The organism is Cryptosporangium aurantiacum (assembly GCF_900143005.1).
GTDB lineage: Bacteria > Actinomycetota > Actinomycetes > Mycobacteriales > Cryptosporangiaceae > Cryptosporangium > Cryptosporangium aurantiacum.
In genome coordinates this window covers 368504-386505 of the sequence record NZ_FRCS01000003.1, presented here as the reverse complement: position 1 = coordinate 386505, position 18002 = coordinate 368504, and the positions used below count along the sequence as shown (strand labels likewise).

Annotated in this window: 17 protein-coding genes; 13 read left to right on the top strand and 4 right to left on the bottom strand. The window is 69.5% G+C overall.

Features of this window, described 5'->3' with window-relative positions:
- Positions 1-16 precede the first annotated feature (16 nt).
- The 5 genes from BUB75_RS12675 (at position 17) to fgd (ending at position 4365) form a co-directional block, all read left to right on the top strand.
- Complete coding sequence (locus tag BUB75_RS12675) at positions 17-988, top strand: NADPH:quinone oxidoreductase family protein (RefSeq protein WP_073256243.1); 972 nt, start codon at positions 17-19, stop codon at positions 986-988.
- Positions 989-1086: 98 nt separating this feature from the next.
- Positions 1087-1554 carry an acyl-CoA thioesterase gene (locus tag BUB75_RS12670; protein ID WP_073256240.1) on the top strand — a complete coding sequence of 156 codons (468 nt, stop codon included), beginning with the start codon at positions 1087-1089 and terminating at the stop codon, positions 1552-1554.
- Between the two features lie 44 nt (positions 1555-1598).
- Entirely contained in the window at positions 1599-2618 is a 1020-nt protein-coding gene (locus BUB75_RS12665; RefSeq protein WP_073256237.1) for an LLM class F420-dependent oxidoreductase, read from the top strand.
- A gap of 59 nt (positions 2619-2677) precedes the next feature.
- On the top strand, positions 2678-3322 hold the full coding sequence (locus tag BUB75_RS12660) for a TetR/AcrR family transcriptional regulator (RefSeq protein ID WP_073256234.1): 645 nt from the start codon (positions 2678-2680) through the stop codon (positions 3320-3322).
- Positions 3323-3363: 41 nt separating this feature from the next.
- Complete coding sequence (fgd, locus tag BUB75_RS12655; protein WP_073256231.1) at positions 3364-4365, top strand: glucose-6-phosphate dehydrogenase (coenzyme-F420); 1002 nt, start codon at positions 3364-3366, stop codon at positions 4363-4365.
- A gap of 34 nt (positions 4366-4399) precedes the next feature.
- On the opposite strand, the gene BUB75_RS12650 is transcribed toward fgd, so the two are convergent.
- Entirely contained in the window at positions 4400-6037 is a 1638-nt protein-coding gene (locus BUB75_RS12650) for a methyl-accepting chemotaxis protein (protein WP_073256228.1), read from the bottom strand.
- A gap of 340 nt (positions 6038-6377) precedes the next feature.
- Here BUB75_RS12650 and BUB75_RS12645 point away from each other — a divergent pair, with 340 nt between their 5' ends.
- The 3 genes from BUB75_RS12645 to BUB75_RS12635 all read left to right on the top strand — a co-directional run bounded on the left by BUB75_RS12645 (position 6378) and on the right by BUB75_RS12635 (position 9910).
- Positions 6378-7466 (top strand): NAD(P)-dependent alcohol dehydrogenase, encoded by a 1089-nt coding sequence (locus BUB75_RS12645; RefSeq protein ID WP_073256225.1) that lies wholly within the window; start codon positions 6378-6380, stop codon positions 7464-7466.
- Positions 7467-7496: 30 nt separating this feature from the next.
- Positions 7497-8993, top strand: a complete 1497-nt coding sequence (locus tag BUB75_RS12640) for an aldehyde dehydrogenase family protein (protein ID WP_084740959.1) — start codon at positions 7497-7499, stop codon at positions 8991-8993.
- Positions 8994-9094: 101 nt separating this feature from the next.
- Entirely contained in the window at positions 9095-9910 is an 816-nt protein-coding gene (locus BUB75_RS12635; protein ID WP_073256201.1) for a mycofactocin-coupled SDR family oxidoreductase, read from the top strand.
- Between the two features lie 59 nt (positions 9911-9969).
- Here BUB75_RS12635 and BUB75_RS12630 read toward each other — a convergent pair whose 3' ends face one another.
- Complete coding sequence (locus BUB75_RS12630) at positions 9970-10998, bottom strand: hypothetical protein (protein ID WP_073256198.1); 1029 nt, start codon at positions 10996-10998, stop codon at positions 9970-9972.
- A gap of 156 nt (positions 10999-11154) precedes the next feature.
- Between BUB75_RS12630 and BUB75_RS12625 the strand changes: the two genes are divergently transcribed.
- Positions 11155-11880 (top strand): FadR/GntR family transcriptional regulator, encoded by a 726-nt coding sequence (locus BUB75_RS12625; RefSeq protein WP_178379848.1) that lies wholly within the window; start codon positions 11155-11157, stop codon positions 11878-11880.
- A 166-nt stretch (positions 11881-12046) separates the two neighbouring features.
- Here BUB75_RS12625 and BUB75_RS12620 read toward each other — a convergent pair whose 3' ends face one another.
- Positions 12047-12604, bottom strand: coding sequence for a MarR family winged helix-turn-helix transcriptional regulator (locus tag BUB75_RS12620; protein ID WP_073256192.1), 558 nt, complete (start codon positions 12602-12604; stop codon positions 12047-12049).
- Positions 12605-12716: 112 nt separating this feature from the next.
- Between BUB75_RS12620 and BUB75_RS12615 the strand changes: the two genes are divergently transcribed.
- Together BUB75_RS12615 and BUB75_RS46205 are read left to right on the top strand one after the other, a co-directional pair.
- Positions 12717-13271 carry a TetR/AcrR family transcriptional regulator gene (locus tag BUB75_RS12615; protein WP_073256189.1) on the top strand — a complete coding sequence of 185 codons (555 nt, stop codon included), beginning with the start codon at positions 12717-12719 and terminating at the stop codon, positions 13269-13271.
- Positions 13272-13435: 164 nt separating this feature from the next.
- A complete protein-coding gene (locus BUB75_RS46205) occupies positions 13436-13633 on the top strand; it encodes a hypothetical protein (RefSeq protein ID WP_073256186.1) in 198 nt (65 codons plus the stop codon).
- 42 nt (positions 13634-13675) lie between these two features.
- On the opposite strand, the gene BUB75_RS12605 is transcribed toward BUB75_RS46205, so the two are convergent.
- A complete protein-coding gene (locus BUB75_RS12605; RefSeq protein WP_073256183.1) occupies positions 13676-15751 on the bottom strand; it encodes a PKD domain-containing protein in 2076 nt (691 codons plus the stop codon).
- 463 nt (positions 15752-16214) lie between these two features.
- On the opposite strand from BUB75_RS12605, the gene BUB75_RS12600 reads away from it, so the two are divergent.
- Positions 16215-17189: a TIGR03619 family F420-dependent LLM class oxidoreductase gene (locus BUB75_RS12600; protein WP_073256180.1), complete on the top strand. Its 975-nt coding sequence runs from the start codon at positions 16215-16217 to the stop codon at positions 17187-17189.
- Entirely contained in the window at positions 17186-18001 is an 816-nt protein-coding gene (locus BUB75_RS12595; RefSeq protein WP_073256177.1) for an acyl-CoA thioesterase, read from the top strand. Before BUB75_RS12600 ends, BUB75_RS12595 begins: the two co-directional genes overlap by 4 nt.
- The last annotated feature ends 1 nt before the right edge of the window (position 18002 follow it).

Genomic DNA, 18002 nt, shown 5'->3' with positions numbered 1-18002 from the left:
AGAAGCGGATGCTCCGATGAGGGCGCTGGTGCTCACCGCGCTCGACGGCCCGGACGCACTGCGCTGGAGCGAGGTGGCGGCCCCCGTTTCGTCGACACGGGTAGTGATCGATGTCCGAGCCGCGGGGATCAGCTATCCGGATCTTCTACTCACCCAGGGCCGGTATCAGCTGAAGGCCGAGGCCCCCTTCGTTCCCGGCTCGGAAGTGGCCGGCGTCGTGGTGAGCGCGCCAGCCGGATCGCCATGGCGACCCGGTGACCGGGTGTGCGCGGCCACGCCGTTCGGGGGTTACGCCGAGTCGGCCGTCGCCGACCCGGCGTGGGTCTGGCCACTGCCACCGGAGCTGAGCTTCGTCGAGGGCGCCGCGCTTCCGACGAACTACTACACGGCCCACTTCGCGCTCGTCCGGCGCGGCCGGATCGAAGTCGGGGAGACGGTGCTCGTGCTCGGCGCGGCGGGTGGGGTGGGCACCGCGGCGATCCAGGTCGCCCGTGCTCTCGGCCATCGTGTGATCGCCGTCGTGCACCGCGACGGTGCCGACGATTTCCTCCGCGGGATCGGGGCGGACGACGTCGTCCGGCTCCGGACCGGGTGGGCGGCGAAGGTCAAGGAACTCACCGGCGGACGGGGCGTCGACCTCGTCGTCGATCCGGTCGGCGGCGCGGCGTTCGACGAGGCGGTTCGCGTGCTGGCGCCCGAAGGGCGCTTGGTGGTGCTGGGATTCGCCGGCGGTGCGATCCCCACGGTCAAGGTCAACCGTCTCTTGTTCCGCAACGTCAGCGTGGTGGGGGCCGGATGGGGTGAACTGGTCCGGGCTGATCCCGATGCGCTCCGGGCCGTAGCCGGTGCGGTCGCGGATCTGGTCCGGGCCGGCCTTCGTCCGCCGCCTCCGATCATCGTTCCGATGGCGGCGGGCGCGGACGCGCTGCGGAAGCTGGGCGCCGGCGAGATCCTCGGAAAGGCGGTCCTCGTGCGGGAGGGGGCGTGACCGGCTCGCATGCCGCAGGTCACACCAGCATCGAGGAGAGAAAGCTACCTTAGTGCACTATCTTCACGGGCGAGGGCGTCAACCGGGGAAGAGGGCTGATGAGCGAACAACGGCACGCGTCCGAGCGTCGGGAGGTTTGGCGCTACCCGTTCCAGCACGAGATCCACGCCAGGTACGGCGACATGGACAGCTTCCAGCACGTCAACAACGTGGCGATCGCCCGCTTCCACGAGGACGCCCGGGTCGCGTTCCTCCGCTCGCTGTTCGGCGTCGAGATCGCTCTGCGCAGCGGGGAGTACCACTTTCTCGTCGCCGAGGTCCGGGTCACGTATCTGGCCGAGGTCGCCTACCCGGGCGCGTACCGGATCGGCGTCGGGGTCGGCCGGATCGGCCGCTCGTCGATCGTCCTCAACAGCGGCCTGTTCCAGGGCGACGAGTGCCTGGGGCTGTGCGACACGGTGCAGGTCAACATGGATCACGCCGGTCCGACGGCGTTGCCCGAAGAGCGTCGGAGGCTTCTCGAAACCGTCCGCTTCGCCGCGGCGGTGCCGCAGCCCGCCGTGTGACGCAGGCCGAGATGCAACGAGCGGCTTCGGCTCGAAGGAGAACCATGCGATTCGACGCGACTCTGCCGCCCGAGCCCGACCTGACGCCGTCGGTCGCGCGCGCGTTGGAGGCCGAGGGCTGCGACGGTCTGTGGATGGGGGAGCTCGCCCACGACCCGTTCCTGATGGCGCTGCGCGCGATCGACGCGACCGAGCGGGTCGCGATCGGAACCTCAGTGGCGATCGCGTTCGCCCGGACACCGACGACGCTGGCCAACTCGGCCTACGATCTGGCCCGCTACAGCCGGGGCCGGTTCGTCCTCGGCCTCGGCTCACAGATCAAGGCGCACATCGAGCGGCGGTTCTCGATGCCGTGGTCGCACCCGGCGGCCCGCATGCGGGAGTTCGTGCTGGCACTGCGAGCGATCTGGGCCACTTGGCATGAGGGGACCCGGCTCGACTACCAAGGCGAGTTCTACTCCCACACGCTGATGACACCGATGTTCTCCCCGGCCCCGCACCAGTGGGGACCGCCGCCGGTCTACCTGGCGGGGGTCGGAGAGCTGATGACTGCGGTCGCGGGTGAAGTGGGCGACGGGTTCTTCCTGCACGCGTTCACGACCAGCCGCTACGTGGACGAGGTCACCCGGCCCGCGCTGCTTCGTGGCCGGGCCGCGGCCGGCCGCGATGGCCTGGACGGGTTCAGCGTTTCCGGGCCGTCGTTCGTCGCGATCGGTCGCGACGAGGCCGAACTGGCGACCGCGATCGCGGGCACGAAGAAGCAGATCGCGTTCTACGCCTCGACCCCCGCCTACCGCCCGGTGCTGGATCTGCACGGCTGGGGCGACGTCCAGCCGGAGCTGACCACCCTGTCCAAGCAGGGCAGGTGGGACGACATGACCGGTCTCATCGACGACACGATGCTGGCGGCCTTCGCCGTCGTCGGGTCGCCTGCCGACGCCGGCCGGGCCTTCGCCGAGAAGTTCGGCGGTTTCGTCGACCGGGCCACTGCGTACGCGCCGTACAAAGTCGACGCGGACGTCTGGCCGGAATTCCTGGCCGCAGCCCGCGCCGCGTCGCCGTGAGCGCGACGCATCCTAAGGTGGAAGAGGCAGCCGCACGGCACGGAGCGAGGAGGGCATGGGTGGCACGTCCGTCCCGTCCTTCGGCACCGGCGGAGCCGCACGCGCTCGGCATCGAGCAGATCGTCGCCGCCGCCCTCCGCGTCGGCGTCAGCAAGGGCTTCTCGGCGCTGACGATGCGGTCGCTGGCGGACGAGTTGGGCACTTCGCCGATGGCGGCGTACTACCACGTGCCGAACAAGAACGCGCTGCTCGATCTCGTCATCGACAGCCGGTTGGAGGCGGTGGAGATCCCGCCGCCCGAGTTCGGGCCGTGGGACGCACGCGTCCGCGAGTTGCAGGGCCGCTCGGCCGCGGCGCTGGAGCCCTGGGCCGGCCTCGACCTGCTCGTCTTCGAGCGGCCGCCGACCACGCACGGGTTGCGGCTCATGGACGGCTACCTGCGGATCCTGCTGGACGGTGGGTTCACACCGCGGAACGCGGCCCAGGCGTTCAGCATCCTGCACGCCTACGGGATGAGCCGCGTGGCGTTCGAACGTCGTCTGCAGGACGCGGATCGCGGCAGCGACCGCTCGGAGGAACGTGCGCAGTGGCCCGCGTTGCGGGTCGTTGAGGACGTGTGGGCCGACCTCCACCGGTCGGATCTGCACGATTTCGCTATGGACGTCGTCCTGGACGGGCTGCGGGACCTTCTCGCCCGCCAGTAGACCGGGCGTCCATCTCTGGGCCTCTGTGAAAGGGGACTCGTGTGTTGAAGTTCGGGTACAAGGCGTCCGCGGAGCAGTTCGGTCCGCGTGAGTTGCTCGACTACGGCGTGCTGGCCGAGCAGGTGGGGTTCGACTCGGTGTGGGTGAGTGATCATCTGCAGCCGTGGCGGCACGACGGTGGTCACGCGCCGAACGCGTTGGCGTGGCTGGGGGCGCTGGGCGCGAGTACCGAGCGGGTGCAGATGGGCACCAGCGTGCTGACCCCGACGTTCCGGTATCACCCGGGTCTGGTCGCGCAGGTCTTCGCGACGCTCGGGCTGCTCTATCCGGGTCGGGTGATTCTCGGGGTCGGCTCGGGGGAGTCGATGAACGAGGTTCCGCTGGGTGTGGAGTGGCCGGACAACAAGGAGCGCTTCGCCCGGCTGAAGGAAGCCATCGAGATCATCAAGCTGCTCTGGGCCGAGGACCGCGTCGATTATCAGGGCCGGTTCTGGAATCTGGAGAAGGCCACGATCTACGACAAGCCCGAGCAGCCGGTGCCGCTGTACGTGGCGGGGTCGGGTCCGGCGGCCACCCGGATGGCCGGACGGATCGGCGACGGGTACATCACGACGTCCGGTAAGGTTCCGGAGCTCTACACCGACACGCTGATTCCGGCGCTGCGCGAGGGTGCGGAGAAGGCCGGCCGGAGCGTCCAGGATCTGGACCTGATGATTGAGGTCAAGGTGTCCTTCGACCCGGACAGGGCCAAGGCACTGGAGGACACGCGGTTCTGGGGCGCGCTGGCTCTGAAGCCGGAGGAGAAGAGCGACGTCGAGGACCCGATCGAGATGCAGCGGCTGGCCGACGCGCTGCCCACCGAGCGCACCGCGTCCCGGTTCATCGTCTCGGACGAGCCGGAGGAGCACGTCGCGGCGATCAAGCGCTACATCGACCTGGGGTTCACCCACCTGGTCTTTCACGCCCCGGGCCCGGACCAGGCCCGCTTCCTGAAGCTCTACGGCGAACAAATCCTGCCGCTGCTGCGCAAGGACGGAGCCTGAGCCGGGGGTCAGCGGTGGTGGATGTCCGTCGGTTCTACACCCGGAAGCGGCTGACCAGGGCCTGCAGGTCGGCCGACATCCGCGCGAGCTCCTCGGCCGACTGCTGAGTCGTGGAGACGGTCGCCGTCGTGGTCTGCGCGGCGGCCGCCACACCGGAGATGTTGTCGGCGATGCTGGAGGAACCGGTCGAGGCTTCGGCGATCGACCGGCTCATCTCGTTCGTGGTGGCGGTCTGCTCCTCGACGGCCGAGGCGATCGTCATCTGGTAGTCGTTGATCTGGGCGATGATGCCGGAGATCTGCTCGATCGCCGCCACCGCGGAATCCGTGTCGGCCTGGATCGCCTCGACCCGCTTGGAGATGTCCTCGGTCGCCTTCGCGGTCTCCTGAGCCAGGTCCTTGACCTCGTTCGCGACGACCGCGAAGCCCTTGCCCGCCTCGCCGGCACGGGCGGCCTCGATCGTCGCGTTGAGCGCCAGCAGGTTCGTCTGTTCCGCGATCGACGTGATGACCTTGACGACGTTGCCGATCTCCACCGACGACTCACCCAGCTTGGCCACGGTCGCGTTCGTCTGCGCAGCCGCGTCCACGGCCTTGGATGCCACTCCGGCGGCGTCGTTGGCCGACTGGGAGATCTCCCGGATCGCCGAACCCATCTCCTCGGTACCCGCCGCGACCGTCGACACGCTCCGCGAGACCTCCTCGGACGCCTGCGCGAGAAGACCGGTCTGGCTCGAAGTCTCCCGCGCGTTTCCGGCGATCGCCTCGGCCGAGACCGACAGCTGCTGGGAGGAGTCGGCCAGCGTCCGGGCCGAACTGGCCAGCGCCGCGACCGTCTGGCGGATCGACTCGGTCGCCCGGTTGACGGCGGCGGCCATCACGCCGACCTCGTCGCGGGAGTCCACCGGCGCGTGCCGGGTCAGGTCACCGTCGGCGACGCCGTCCAACACGTCCCGGACGCGGGCGACGCGCCGGGCGATACTGCGGCCGATCCACACGGCGAGCGACACGGCGATGATCAGGCCGATGACGAGCACGATCAGCATCGTCGTCTTCGCGCCGTTGGCGTCGTCGTGCGCCTTGTCGGCGGCGGCGTCGGTCTGCTTTTTCTCCAGCGCGACGAGTGCCGCGACCGCGTCGTTCATCGCGGTCTGGACCTCGCTGAACGCGGCGGAGACTTCTGCCGAGCTCGTCCCCATCGTGATTCCGGACGGCAGCGCGTCGCCGAACAGCCGGTAGTTGAGCATGGCCTTGTATTTCGTCCACGCCGCGCTGAATGTCTGCACCTGGGTCTTCCAGGTAGAAGAGGAGTCCGGGGTAGCGGCATAGGCCTGGCCCGCCGTGTCGACGGTCGCCTGGTTCGCCTTGATCGCGGTCTCATAGGTGGTCTTCGCTTCAGCGGTCGGTGCCGCGATGCTGTAGAGAAGGATGTTGGAGTTCAACGCTTTGAGCGTTCCTTCGATCTTCACCAGGTTGTTCAGCCGGGAGATGTTGCTGCTCTTCAGGCCCTGCACCTGGTCGTCGAGCGTCCCGAGCCGGTACCACGCGACCGCGCCGGTGACCATCGCGATCAGCGCCACCACGAGGACGGCGGAGAGCACCTTCGCTCCCACCGAGAGGTTGCCCAGGAGGCCGGAGCGGCTGGCGCGTGGGTTCAGCGGCGGAGCGGTCATCGATGCTGTCCTCAGAGGCGGGGCCTGAGCGGCCGACGACTGTTAGTGCCCCTATCGACTGGCGCGAACCAGTCCTGAGCGGGAACACACGAGAGGACCTGCAGCCACTGACGAAATCCGGCAGTAGTGTCAGTCTCTGTTGGCTAGCGATTCGGAGAAATCGCCTTCGATGGAGCTTAATCGCCGACTCATCCCGGAGTCTCGCCGGTCACACTGACCCTGATACTCCGACAATCCAGAGGTAAATTGTCAGTGTCGCCTCCGACCATCACGCCGCCGGTGACCGCCCTATCCATTCCCGGCCGCGGCGTAGCGGCCGACCGGCACAAGGAAGACAGCCATGCGTATTCAGGCAGCTCTGGTGGAGTCATCGGGTGGACCGTTCACGGTGGGTGAGGTCGATCTCGACAAGCCCCGTCCGGACGAGGTGCTGGTCCGGATCACCGCCGCCGGCATCTGCCACACCGACCTCGGTCTCCGGCAGAACTGGCCCGCCGCCCTCTCGCCGATGGTCTTCGGGCACGAGGGCGCAGGCGTCGTCGAGGCCGTCGGTGATGCGGTCACGACCGTCCAGCCTGGTGACGTCGTCTGCCTGAGCTACCGCAACTGCGGCGCATGCGCGGAGTGCCTGGCCGGCCACCCGGCCTACTGCCTGCGCAGTGACCTCAACGCCCGCGGTACCCGGGGCGACGGCAGCACGCCACTGTCCCGCGACGGAGTCCCCGTCTACGGAAACTTCTTCGGCCAGTCCAGCTTCGCCACCTACGCGTTGGCCTACGAGACCAACACGGTGAAGATCCCCGACGACTTCTCACCCGTCCTGGCCGCACCACTGGGGTGCGGGGTCCAGACCGGGGCGGGCACCGTCCTGAACGTGTTGCGTCCGGAGGCCGGCGCCACGCTGGTGATCTTCGGCGCCGGCGGCGTCGGGCTCAGCGCGTTGATGGCAGCTCACGGGGACGGCTGCGCGGTGGTCGCGGTGGATCCGGTCGCGTCCCGTCGGGAGCTCGCTCGCGAGCTGGGCGCCGTCGACACCCTCGACCCCGTCGGCCACCCGGACCTGATCGCGGCGTTGCGGGAGCTGACCGGTGGGGGCGCGCACTACGCGATCGACACCACCGGCCGGTCGGACGTGATCAACCAGGCACTCGGCGCGCTGCGCAGGCGGGGGACCCTCGCCCTGGTCGGGATCGGCGGGAAGGCCGAGTTCGACATCATGACCGTGATGTCGAACGGCATCCGCATCCGCGGGGTCATCGAGGGTGACGCCACTCCGGCGGACTTCATCCCCCGCCTGATCGACCTGCAGCGCGCGGGCAAGCTCCCGATCGAGAAGCTGATCACCGAGTACCACTTCGACGAGATCGAAGCCGCGGCGCGAGACGCCGCCTCCGGTCGCACGATCAAACCCGTCCTCACGTTCGCCTGACTGGCGTCCTCATCCCCTTTGGAGCCTCCGATGACCAGTGTGGAGCGCACCGCCGCGATCCTCGCCCCCGACCTCTCGCCGCACCGGATGCGCGAAATCCTCGAGGACCAGCGCACGGCCTTTCTGCGCGAAGGACCGCCCAGCGCGGCGGTCCGGCGCGATCGGATCGACCGGCTGTCGCTCGCCGTCCTCGAGCACGCCGACGAGTTGGCCGAGGCGCTCATGGCCGACTTCGGTAACCGCCCGCTCGCCAACTCGATCAGCAGCGACATCCTTGGCTCGCTGCCCGACATCGAGCACGTCCGCGCGCATCTCGAAGAGTGGATGCAACCGCGGATCATCGAGGGCACGGCCGAACGCGGCACGCCGACGTTCGTCCAGAACCGGCCGAAGGGCGTGGTCGGCGTCATCGGGCCGTGGAACTTCCCGGTGACGCTCGTCGTCACCCCCGCGATCGAGGCGCTCGCCGCGGGCAACCGGGTGATGCTCAAGTTCTCCGAGATTCCCGCCCGGACCGCCGAGGTGTTCGCCCGCGCGGTCGCCGAGCGCCTCGACTCCGAGGAGGTCGCCGTCCTCCGGGGTGGCCCGGAGACGTCGGCGGCGTTCTCGAGCCTGCCGTTCGACCACCTCTTCTTCACCGGCTCTCCCGGGGTCGGCCGGCACGTGGCCGCCGCCGCGGGGCGCAACCTGGTGCCGGTCACGCTCGAACTCGGCGGGAAGAACCCCGTCGTCGTGGCACCCGACGCGGACGTCGCCGTCGCCGCCGAGCGCATCTCCGCCGCCCGGATGATGAACGGCGGCCAGCTCTGTCTCTGCCCGGACTGGGTCTTCGTGCCCCGGGCCGGTCTCGACGAGTTCGTCGACGCCTACCGGGCGAGTACGAGGCGGTACTTCCCCACCGTGCTCGGCAACCCCGACTACGTGACCAGCGTCAACGACGCCAACTACAGCCGGGTCGTCGGTTTGATCGACGACGCCGCGGCCAAGGGCGCCACGATCGTTCCGATCGCGCCGGACGAGGAGCAGGGCGCGCTGCCCGATCCGGTGACCCGACGGATTCCGCCCACTCTCGTGCTCGGCGTCACTGAGGAGATGGACATCGCCCACGACGAGGTGTTCGGCCCGGTGATCAGCGTCCGACCGTACGACACGGTCGACGAGACGATCGAAGCGATCAACGCCAAGCCCTCGCCGTTGGCCGCCTACTGGTACGGCGCCGACACCGCTGATTTCCAGGACTTCCTTCGGCGTACGACGTCCGGAGGGGTGACCCGCAACGACATGGCGCTGCACTTCGGTATCGAGGGCACACCGTTCGGTGGCGTCGGGCAGAGCGGCATCGGCGCCTACCACGGCCGGACCGGCTTCGATGCCCTCAGCCACCAGCGCACCGTCACCGGCAGCGAACTGCCGATCGGTATCGCGCCGAGGTCGATGCCGCCCTACACGCCCGACGCTCTCGACGGACTGCGTCAGAAGGTCGCCGCAGCCGCCCAGGCCACGCGAGACCGGCTCGCGGCGCCCTGAGGGGGCTCAACCGAGCCGAAGGCCCACCTTATGGCACTGGGTGTCAGAACGGGCGTACTGTTCCTGTGGAAGGCACGAGCACCACGAGAAATGAGACTCCGATGGCTGGACGGGTTGAGGGCAAAGTCGCGCTGATCACGGGTGCGGCACGCGGGCAGGGCCGCGCTCACGCGGTGCGCCTGGCGCAGGAAGGCGCGGATATCATCGCGGTCGACATCGCCGGGCAGCTCCCGGGTGTCGACTACGATTCGCCGACTCCGGAGGACCTGGCGGAGACGGTGCGCCAGGTGGAGAAGCTCGACCGGCGGATCGTCTCGGCGAAGGTCGACGTGCGTGACCGGGCCGCGCTGCACGCGGCGGTCGAGGAGGGCGTGGCGGAGCTCGGCCGCCTGGACGTGATCGTCGCGAACGCGGGGATTTGTATTCCGCGGGCCTGGGACCAGGTCACGCAGGAGATCTACCAGGACACGATCGACATCAACGTCACCGGTGTGTGGAACACGGTGATCAGCGGAGCGCCGCATCTGGTCACCGCGGGCGGTGGTTCGGTGATCATCATCAGCTCGGCGGCCGGGCTGAAGGTGCAGCCGTTCATGGTTCCCTATACGACCAGTAAGTGGGCGGTCCGGGGTATGGCGAAGGCGTTCGCCGCTGAGCTCGGGCAGCACAACATTCGGGTCAACAGCGTGCACCCGACCGGGGTGAACACTCCGATGGGAGGCGGGGACATGCAGGCCGCGATCGGCGCGGCGATCGCCGGCTACCCGCGGCTGGGTGGCATGTTCACGAACATGCTGCCGGTCGATGGCACCGAGCCCGAGGACGTCGCCGACACGGTGCTGTTCCTCGCGTCCGACGAATCGAAGTACATCACCGCACACGAACTCGCGCCGGACGCGGGCAACACCGAGTTCTGAGGGTCGAGGGCATCCGGCGGCCGGCCGCCGGATGCCCTCACGCTCGCCGTCGTCGCTCGTCAGCCGGTCGTCGGTGTGGGCAGCGTGATCCGGTCGGGGGACGCGGAGATGAAACCGAAGAAGAAGGCACTCCAAGCCGTCACGTAGAGGCTGTTGCCGACGAGCGCTCGGTCGGCCAGCTGTGCGTCGCGCTGCAGGAGACCGGTCAGCGCGGTCAGGGCGATCGCTTCGAGACCCCAGTTCCACCGGACGTTGCCGTGCATGCTCGCGTTGAAGTAGCCCTGAGTCCAGCCTCCGGTGGCATCGCCGCCCCAATTCGTGCTCGCCGTCGCCGGCGCCGAAGCCCAGAGGGTCCGCAGGTCGTTCGGCCCACCGGGGACGTCACCGGGAGCAGAGCCGACGAGGATCCGCTCGAACTCGGCGGGGTTTCGGCCCTTGGCCTCCTCAAATGCCTGGCGGGCGCTAGCCAGCCAGGAGGGTATGGGATCGGCGTAACCGACCTCCAGGAACTGCGTGGGGTCGGCGACCACGTTGTCGGCCTGGTAGGGCCGCAGGAGAGGGTTTCTCTGCCCGAGCGGCGGTGCCTCGCCGATCGTGATCAGGTAGAAGGTGTCGTAAGCGGCGCCGAAGAGCAGGCTTCCGATGATGGCCGTGTCGCCCTTCATCGCTTCGGGGGCGGTCCGGAGCAACGTGGTGATCAGGTCGAACTTGTCGGCGGCGGAGCCGGCCACCGCGGCGTCGAGCGCGGCCAGGGCGGCGGACATCCCGCTGGTCGACTCCGCCGTCGGCGGGGTGAAGATCTCGGGTGGTAGCGGTTGGGCCACGTACTTCCGCTGTTCGGCACCGCCCCAGTAGCAGGTGGCGTAGAGCAGCCAGCGCGCTTGCCGGAGGGTCACCCCGGAGGTGAATCCGTTCCGCATCGCGGCGGCGTTGAATCTGTCAGCGAGCCAGAAGTGGAACCCGATCCAGCTGGCGGTGGGGTCGAGTCGTCGTTGCTCGGCGATCGGGTGGAACTCATCGGCGAGGCTGCGTAACAGGTCGGGTGCGGGGTCCATGGCCTCGGCCATGGCGGGGAAGAACGGAAGCATTTTGATCCCTTCGATCCGCAGCAGGGAGTCCTTGATTCTGCTAGCAGTATTCAAAGTTTGTTGGTGAATCCGATATCGGAATACCGGGTGTCGGGGAGGCACCGGATAATCGCCGGCATGACCGACTCGACGGCGGGCCCCCGGAAGTCCGCCGCCATGGCGCTGGCCGACGAACTGCGCGAGGAGGTGCTGTCCCGCTCTGCGGTCGGCGAACTGCTGGGCTCGGAGAGCGATCTGGTACGTAGGCACGGCGTGAGCCCTCCGACGTTGCGCCAGGCCATGCGGGTATTGCAGGCGGAGGGTCTGGTCTCGGTACGGCGAGGGGTCAACGGTGGGTTCTTCGCCGCCGCCCCGTCCGCGGCGGCGGTGGCTCGAGCCGCGTCCACGCTGCTGCGCCATCAAGGTGCGACGCTCGACGACATTCGCGCGGTAGTGCGTTTCGTGGCGCCCGAAGTCGCCGCCCTGGCCGCGGCGAATCCGGACGCGGGACAGCGGTCCCGGTTGTTCGCGTTCGTCGAAGACGCGTGGGCCGGCCGGCCCGACCTGACCGACGGAGAGGTTCTCGGGGTCGCCGTCGAGTTCGGGCGGGCGTTGGGCCGCCTGTCCGGCAATCCGGCGCTGGCGCTGGTGGCCGACGTGCTCAGCACTCTGGTCGCCGGAGGCGCCGGCAGCTTCGATCCGTCCAGGCCACCCCTCGGTCCCGACCGTGCCCTGGCTATCCGGGAGGCGCACCTCGCCATTGCGACCGCAGTGCTGGAACGGGACTCAGAACGGGCGGCGCGGACCATGCTCCAGCTCTGTGAATTGAGCCATGACTGGGGGCCCGCCGAGACGGATGACACTCCCGCGACCCGGTCTTCAGGCCGGACGGGGACCCCGTAGGGTGCCGCGTCCGGCCTGACGCGGCGTCTCTACACGGCTTGACCCCCGCTCGGGCCCGGCCCTGCGGCCGGGCCCGGCCGACAGGTCCTCGGCCTGCTCGGGCCGAGCGTCGGGATCTCCACGCACTTCTCTGCCGCCGCGAGGCGCCCGGGCTCAACCGCGGTGCCTAGCGAGGAGCCCGGCCGTTGCCGGACCGCTGAGCGAGTTCGGTCTCAAGATCGCTCAGAAACCTGCCGAGCGACCCCACCAGAACGTCGACCTCGCTGTCCGACCATGAGGCCAAGACCGCGGTCAGCAGGTCCTCGCCCCACATCTCGGCCTCGTGCAGCACCCGCTGGCCGGCGGGGGTCACTGCCAGGACGGCCACCCGTCCGTCGATCGGGTCCGGTCGACGCTCGACCAGGCCGCGCTCGACCAGGGCCCCGACGAACCGGCTGATCGTCGAGGCGTCCAGCGCGCATGCGGTCGCCAGATCCTTGCCCCGGCAGAGGCCGCCCGGCGGGGTGCGGCCGATGGCGGTCAGGACGCCGAGACCCCCGAGAGGAACCGCGGTCTCTCGGTTCAGGTGGTGGCGGGTTAACCGGAGGTCGCGCGAGAACGTGCGGATGTGATCGCGAAGCGCGGGCAGCGGCTCGGCGTGCGCGGGCGGATCGCCTCCGTCGGACCCCGCAGTGCCGATCGAGTTGCCGGCGGGCACGACGAGCTCGTCGTTGAGTGTGCCCATGTCCTCGTCACCTCGTTGTTCTCGCCGAAGCCCTCCTTGACATAGTGCACCCAGTGCAGTAAATCGTGCAAGGGTGAGCGGCGCACGGGGCAGACCCCAGACGGTTGAACCGATGCGTGTCTGCCGGGTCGCGACGGAACTGTTCGACGCCAGAGGCTACGACGCGATCACGATGAACGAGGTGGCAGCGGCGGCGGGAATCAGCCGACGTGCACTGTTCAACCACTTTCCTAGCAAGTCCGACCTGCTGTGGACCGGCGTCGAACCCTTCCTCTCGTCCTTGCGCCGCCACCTCGCGGGCCGAGAGGCCGAACAGGTCGGAACCGCGTTGGTCGCCGCGATCAGCAGTGCGATCGTGGACCTCGGTCCGGACCTGGCGATGACGCGGATCCGGCTGCGGATCATCGCCGAGCACCCGGCGCTGGCGCACGGTGAGCGTCCGGGGCTGCTCGCTGTGTACGAGGAACTGGTCACGTTCCTGTCCGGCCGTGCCGGGGCCGATCGGGCGCAGTTGGAGGTCCGTGCCCAGGCCGCGGCGGTGACCGCGGCGGTGTTCTTCTCGCTCCTCACCTGGGCCTCGGGACCGCCCTCGGAATCCGCCCCGGACGCGATCCGCCGAGGGCTCGCTGCGCTCGCCGAACTTGCGCCGAGCCACACCGTCCTCTGATCGTGCCGACGGGTGCTGCCACCGGTTCGGCCGCGACGGAACAGCCGCGGTGACTGACCCGGAGCCAGTTAAGCGGGGTCTATCACGCTGTCGGCCTTGGTCCGAGTAGCCGTAGCAGGAGGTCGAACGCCGGCTCGCTCGGTGACGTAGCGGGCCCCGGTCCTTTGACGGCCCGTACGGACGCACGCTCGTCGGGACTCGCCGACGCCGATCGCGGAGGCAAGCGCGCCGAGCAGCGCATCGAGTGGCCCGCCCTCCGGGCGGTCGAGGGCGAGCGGGCCGACCTGCACCGGTCGGACCTGCACGAGTTCACCCGGGACGTCGTGGACGGACTGCGTGCCCTCCTCGCCCGCCAGCGGTGATCAGGTGCATTCCGGCCGGCATCGCGCGAAGGGCCGCGCGAGTCAGTGGACGACTATCCGGGCCGAGGCGAGGTTGGGAATCCGCCGGTGTGGGTCGCTCACGTCACCGTCCCGGTGCGACGCGACTCGCGCGGTGGCGTAGTAAGTACCGGGGCGACCGTAGGTGTGCACGGTCGTGACCTCGGCCGTGGTCCGGCCGGGCTCCAGGTCGTGGTGGTGCGGAAACTCGCCGGTCCCGGCGAAGTCCCAGTCGAGGGCGACCAGCGTTCCGGCGCCCGGCGGAACTCGGACGGTGGCGGTGAGGCTCACCGCGTCTCCGGCGGCGATCTCGGCGCGGGCCCCGCCGTTCGCCGTCACGGAGACCACCGGCTGGATACCGCCGCGTTCGACAGCGTCGGCGGCGAGGATCACCTTGCCGTCGCGGTAGTCGTATCGGGTGTCGGCCGGCTCGACGCCGTTCTCCACCCAGTCGATCAGGTCGGCGAGGCTCTGTTCGATGACCGGCAGGTAGTCGATCAGCCACGTGGTCGTCGCGCGATCCGGCGCCGAGGGCAAGTACTGCGACGGGATGTGTTCGGCGTTCTCGGTCCAGCGCAGCCGGAACTTCTCGGCGGCCGAGTCCGGGCCCTGGGCGCGATGGACGGCGGTCTCGTACATGGTGCCCTGCGGCGGCCACAGCGACGCGTCGTGCGTGTGGTGCACCCAGAGCAGTTTGCCCTCGTACTGGCCGGAGTAGGCGACGCCCATCAATGGCGACATGGTCGGCACGGGGTGCTGCGCGTAGATCGGGGCGCCGTCGAGCCGGAGGAAATCGAAGTAGGCGTCCTCCATGAGGTGATGGCGGTAGTAGTAGCAGAACGCCAGGAACCTGCGGTTGTCCAGCGCGACCTGGTCGCCCACCTGGACGCCGGTGAACCGCTGCAGGTTGGCTTCGGTCACGCCGTCGCCGTGCATCAGGTCGCCGACGTGGCCTATGCAGTAGAGCTGCCGGCCGGCGGCTTCGCCGGTGAGGATCTTGATGCCGGCGCCGAGCCGGTAGCCGTCGCCCGCGTAGTCGACCTCGATCGCGACCGGGAAATCCGGTCCGGCATTCATCCCGGCCATCAGCTGGAGCCCGGCGTAGTCCGGACCCGCGTACGCGCTGTCTTCCTGCAGTATCCGGGGAGTCACGACGCGGGTCACGGTGGCCGTGGTGTCGATGAGGTCGTCGGCCACCGCGTCCGGCAGGTCGTGCCCGACGTAACCGGGCCGGGTCCAGAAGGCGGTGAAGTAGTCGGCGTCCTGCTCGGCCAGCCGGTCGGCGATCGCCGACCACAGCCAGATCTGGCCCATCGGCGAGAAGATCATGAACTCGTCACCACGCGGATAGCCCAGCCGGTAGAGGTTGGCGAGTTCTTCGCGCTGGTGGGTGGTCAACCCGGCGTACGGGTCGCCGCTGCCGCCCGGCCGCGTCGCGTCGACGACCCTGTCGGCCTCCCGGCGCAGCAGGCGCTGGACGTTGAACATCGAGGCGAAGGCCATCACCTGTGCGCCCTTCATCGGCGCGGTGGTGCCGTGTTCGGCGATCTCGCCGCCGCCCATGAACGGCAATGCCGCGTCGTAGACGTCCGGGGCGTTCTCCAGGCACAGCGGCGACCGCCGGGCGCCGCCGCTGCCGCCCCAGACGTAGGCGTGGTGCGGCCGCTGCCCGTAGATCTGCTCGGCCAGGTGTTTGGAGAGGTGAGCGACCTCGGCATGCGACCGGTACCCGTAGAGCGTTGAGTCGTCGCCCGCCCGGTGGTCGACGTCGTCGCCGATGTGACCCGAGTTCGACTCGACCATGTAGCCGCCTTGCCGGGCGACCAGCTCCAGCCCGCCCATCAGCTGTCCCATCGGGCCGCCGAACGCGTCTTCGTGGCCGGCGTGGGCCCCCTCCATCGGCTGGAGCAACCGGCCGCGGTAGACGTCCTCGCCGGGGAAGTAGAACGAGAAGCGGGTGTCGGTGTCGGCGAAGCCGCCGTGCACGAATCGGTGCGGTATCGGCTTGTCCAGCCACTCGTCCTGATCGATGTACGGGCGTCCGAAGTACGCGTCCCGGCCCTGGTACGTCTCGACGTCGAGCGCGTCCCTGGAGTTCATGAGCGTCCTTCCCTCGAGCCCGGAGACCGCGGGCGCTGACGAGCGTTCCGGCGGGTCGGGAAATTGAGCCTTCGGCTCTCTTACTGACGCTGTGTCCGCGGTGATTTCGGCGCTCAGGTCAGCGAGAGCGCCGACAAGGTGGAGCCACTCTACGACCGTTCTGACGTTATGTATATGGAATGCGGAACTCCGACTTCGCGCCTGTCGAGGCGAAGCTGACGTTGCTCGCCGACGACCTGATGTGGTGGACCTCGCCCCTGCGGCGAGCGCGCGACCGAGGAGTCGCCGCAGAGCCCGCAGTGACCGCATCGAATCCATCCCAGCCGTCGACTTGACAGTTGCGTCAAATCCTTATCGGATGACTGTCGTCGCTGGCGTTGGCGATCTGGCGGTAAGAGGATGCGGTCGGTCTTCGTCATAGCTGACGCTCCCGTCGGAGACATGACCGGAGCACAGGAGCAGCATGAGGCTGAGTTTTCAGTTCCCGACCCGGGCCGTGAAGCACTGGGAGAGCTGGGCCGGGCCGCACAGCCTGGCCGAAATCGCGGTCGCGGCCGAGGAAGCCGGGATCGACATGATCTCCACGACCGACCATCCGTTCCCGGCGCGGGATTGGCTCGCGAACGGTGGCCACCACGCGTTCGACCCGTTCGTCGCGCTGTCGTTCATGGCCGCGGCCACCCGGCGGATCCGCTTGATGACGTTCGTGCTTGTCGCCGGCTACCGGAGCCCCTACCTGACCGCCAAAGCGACGGCCAGCCTCGACCTGCTCTCCGGCGGCCGCCTGGTCGTCGGGATGGGAGCGGGGTACCAGGAGGCGGAGTTCGGCGTGCTCGACGCCTCGTTCTCGGACCGCGGCCCCCGGTTCGACGCGGCGATCGCCGCGATGCGCGCGGCCTGGAGCGGTGAGCCCGTACACCGCGAAGGCCCGCACTACCCGGCCGACGACCATGTGATGCTGCCGAGGCCGGCGCAGCGCCCCGGCCCACCGATCTGGATCGGTGGGAACAGCAAGGCCGCCCTCCGTCGGGTGGCGGCGCTCGGTGACGGATGGCTGCCGTTCGAGCAGTCGGCGGCGGCTGCGGCGGTCACCGGCACCCCCACGCTGGCCGTCGACGAATTCGCGGAGCGGGTGCGGACGCTGAAGGCCGCGCGTGTGGCGGCGGGCCGTTCGCCGGACGTGGACGTGTGCTACTCGCCGGCGACCCGCCGGGACGTGGAGCGCACCATCGACCAGCTGTCCTCGGCGCTCCCGGCGTATCGGGCGGCCGGCGCCACCTGGGTGTCGATCGAGTCGCACGCCCGGTCGGCGGCGGAGTGCCTGCGTGAGGTGGTCCGCTACGGCGAGGCGCTCGGGAGCCGCACCCCGGCCGTCGCTGGAGCCGGGGCCCCGCCCGGCCGTGACGCCACTCCGGGCGAGCCCGGGAACGCGCCGTGAGCGGCCGGCCGCTGGAGTCCGGACTCGCCGACGCACCCGCGTCCAGCCTCGCCGAGCTGCTCCGGCTGGAGCGGCTCGACGACGACGTCTACCGCAGTGTCGTGCTCTTCGACCAGGACTACCGGTTGTACGGCGGGCAGGTCGCGGCCCAGGCGCTGCTGGCCGCCGGCGGCACCGTGCCGGATGGGCGGGTAGCCCACTCGTTGCACGGATACTTTCTCCGCGAAGGGGACGCGGCGGTGCCGGTGGTGTTCGAGGTCGCCCGCGACCATGACGGACGCATGTTCTCCGCCCGGCGGGTCGTCGCCCGGCAGGGAGACCGCGTCATCTTCAGCACCGCGGTGTCGTTCGGGCGTCCGGCTGACGACGCGATCGACGAGCAGCGCGAGGAGGCGCCGACCGTGCCGCCCCCGGACGGTTTGCCGGTGCCGCTGCTTCCCGCGTTGCACCTGGTCCACGCCCGTCTACCGCCGCAGCCGTATCCCGACGCGCTCTGGCCCACCCGGATCTGGGTTCGCGTGTCGAGTCCGCTCCCCGTTGACCCGCTGTGGCATGCGGCCGCGATCACCTATGTCTCCGACGCGTCCAGCGGTCTGGGCGCCGTCGTCCTGGGACTCGCCCAGGTCGGCGCGAGCATCGACCACGCGGTGTGGTTCCACCGGCGGGCTCGGGCCGACGATTGGCTGCTCGTGGATCTCCGGCCGCGCACCGTCGGGCGCGGCCGCGGGTGGTACAGCGGGCAATTCTGGGACGCCGGGGGAGCTTTGGTCGCGAGTCTGGCCCAGGAGGCGCTGTTCCGGGTCGAGCAGTAGC

Coding starts and splice junctions, on each gene's coding strand:
- BUB75_RS12675 (WP_073256243.1), top strand. CDS start 17: ATGAGGGCGCTGGTGCTCACCGCGCTCGACGGCCCGGACGCACTGCGC.
- BUB75_RS12670 (WP_073256240.1), top strand. CDS start 1,087: ATGAGCGAACAACGGCACGCGTCCGAGCGTCGGGAGGTTTGGCGCTAC.
- BUB75_RS12665 (WP_073256237.1), top strand. CDS start 1,599: ATGCGATTCGACGCGACTCTGCCGCCCGAGCCCGACCTGACGCCGTCG.
- BUB75_RS12650 (WP_073256228.1), bottom strand. CDS start 6,037: ATGACCGCTCCGCCGCTGAACCCACGCGCCAGCCGCTCCGGCCTCCTG.
- BUB75_RS12645 (WP_073256225.1), top strand. CDS start 6,378: ATGCGTATTCAGGCAGCTCTGGTGGAGTCATCGGGTGGACCGTTCACG.
- BUB75_RS12640 (WP_084740959.1), top strand. CDS start 7,497: ATGACCAGTGTGGAGCGCACCGCCGCGATCCTCGCCCCCGACCTCTCG.
- BUB75_RS12635 (WP_073256201.1), top strand. CDS start 9,095: ATGGCTGGACGGGTTGAGGGCAAAGTCGCGCTGATCACGGGTGCGGCA.
- BUB75_RS12630 (WP_073256198.1), bottom strand. CDS start 10,998: ATGCTTCCGTTCTTCCCCGCCATGGCCGAGGCCATGGACCCCGCACCC.
- BUB75_RS12625 (WP_178379848.1), top strand. CDS start 11,155: ATGGCGCTGGCCGACGAACTGCGCGAGGAGGTGCTGTCCCGCTCTGCG.
- BUB75_RS12620 (WP_073256192.1), bottom strand. CDS start 12,604: ATGGGCACACTCAACGACGAGCTCGTCGTGCCCGCCGGCAACTCGATC.
- BUB75_RS12615 (WP_073256189.1), top strand. CDS start 12,717: ATGCGTGTCTGCCGGGTCGCGACGGAACTGTTCGACGCCAGAGGCTAC.
- BUB75_RS12605 (WP_073256183.1), bottom strand. CDS start 15,751: ATGAACTCCAGGGACGCGCTCGACGTCGAGACGTACCAGGGCCGGGAC.
- BUB75_RS12600 (WP_073256180.1), top strand. CDS start 16,215: ATGAGGCTGAGTTTTCAGTTCCCGACCCGGGCCGTGAAGCACTGGGAG.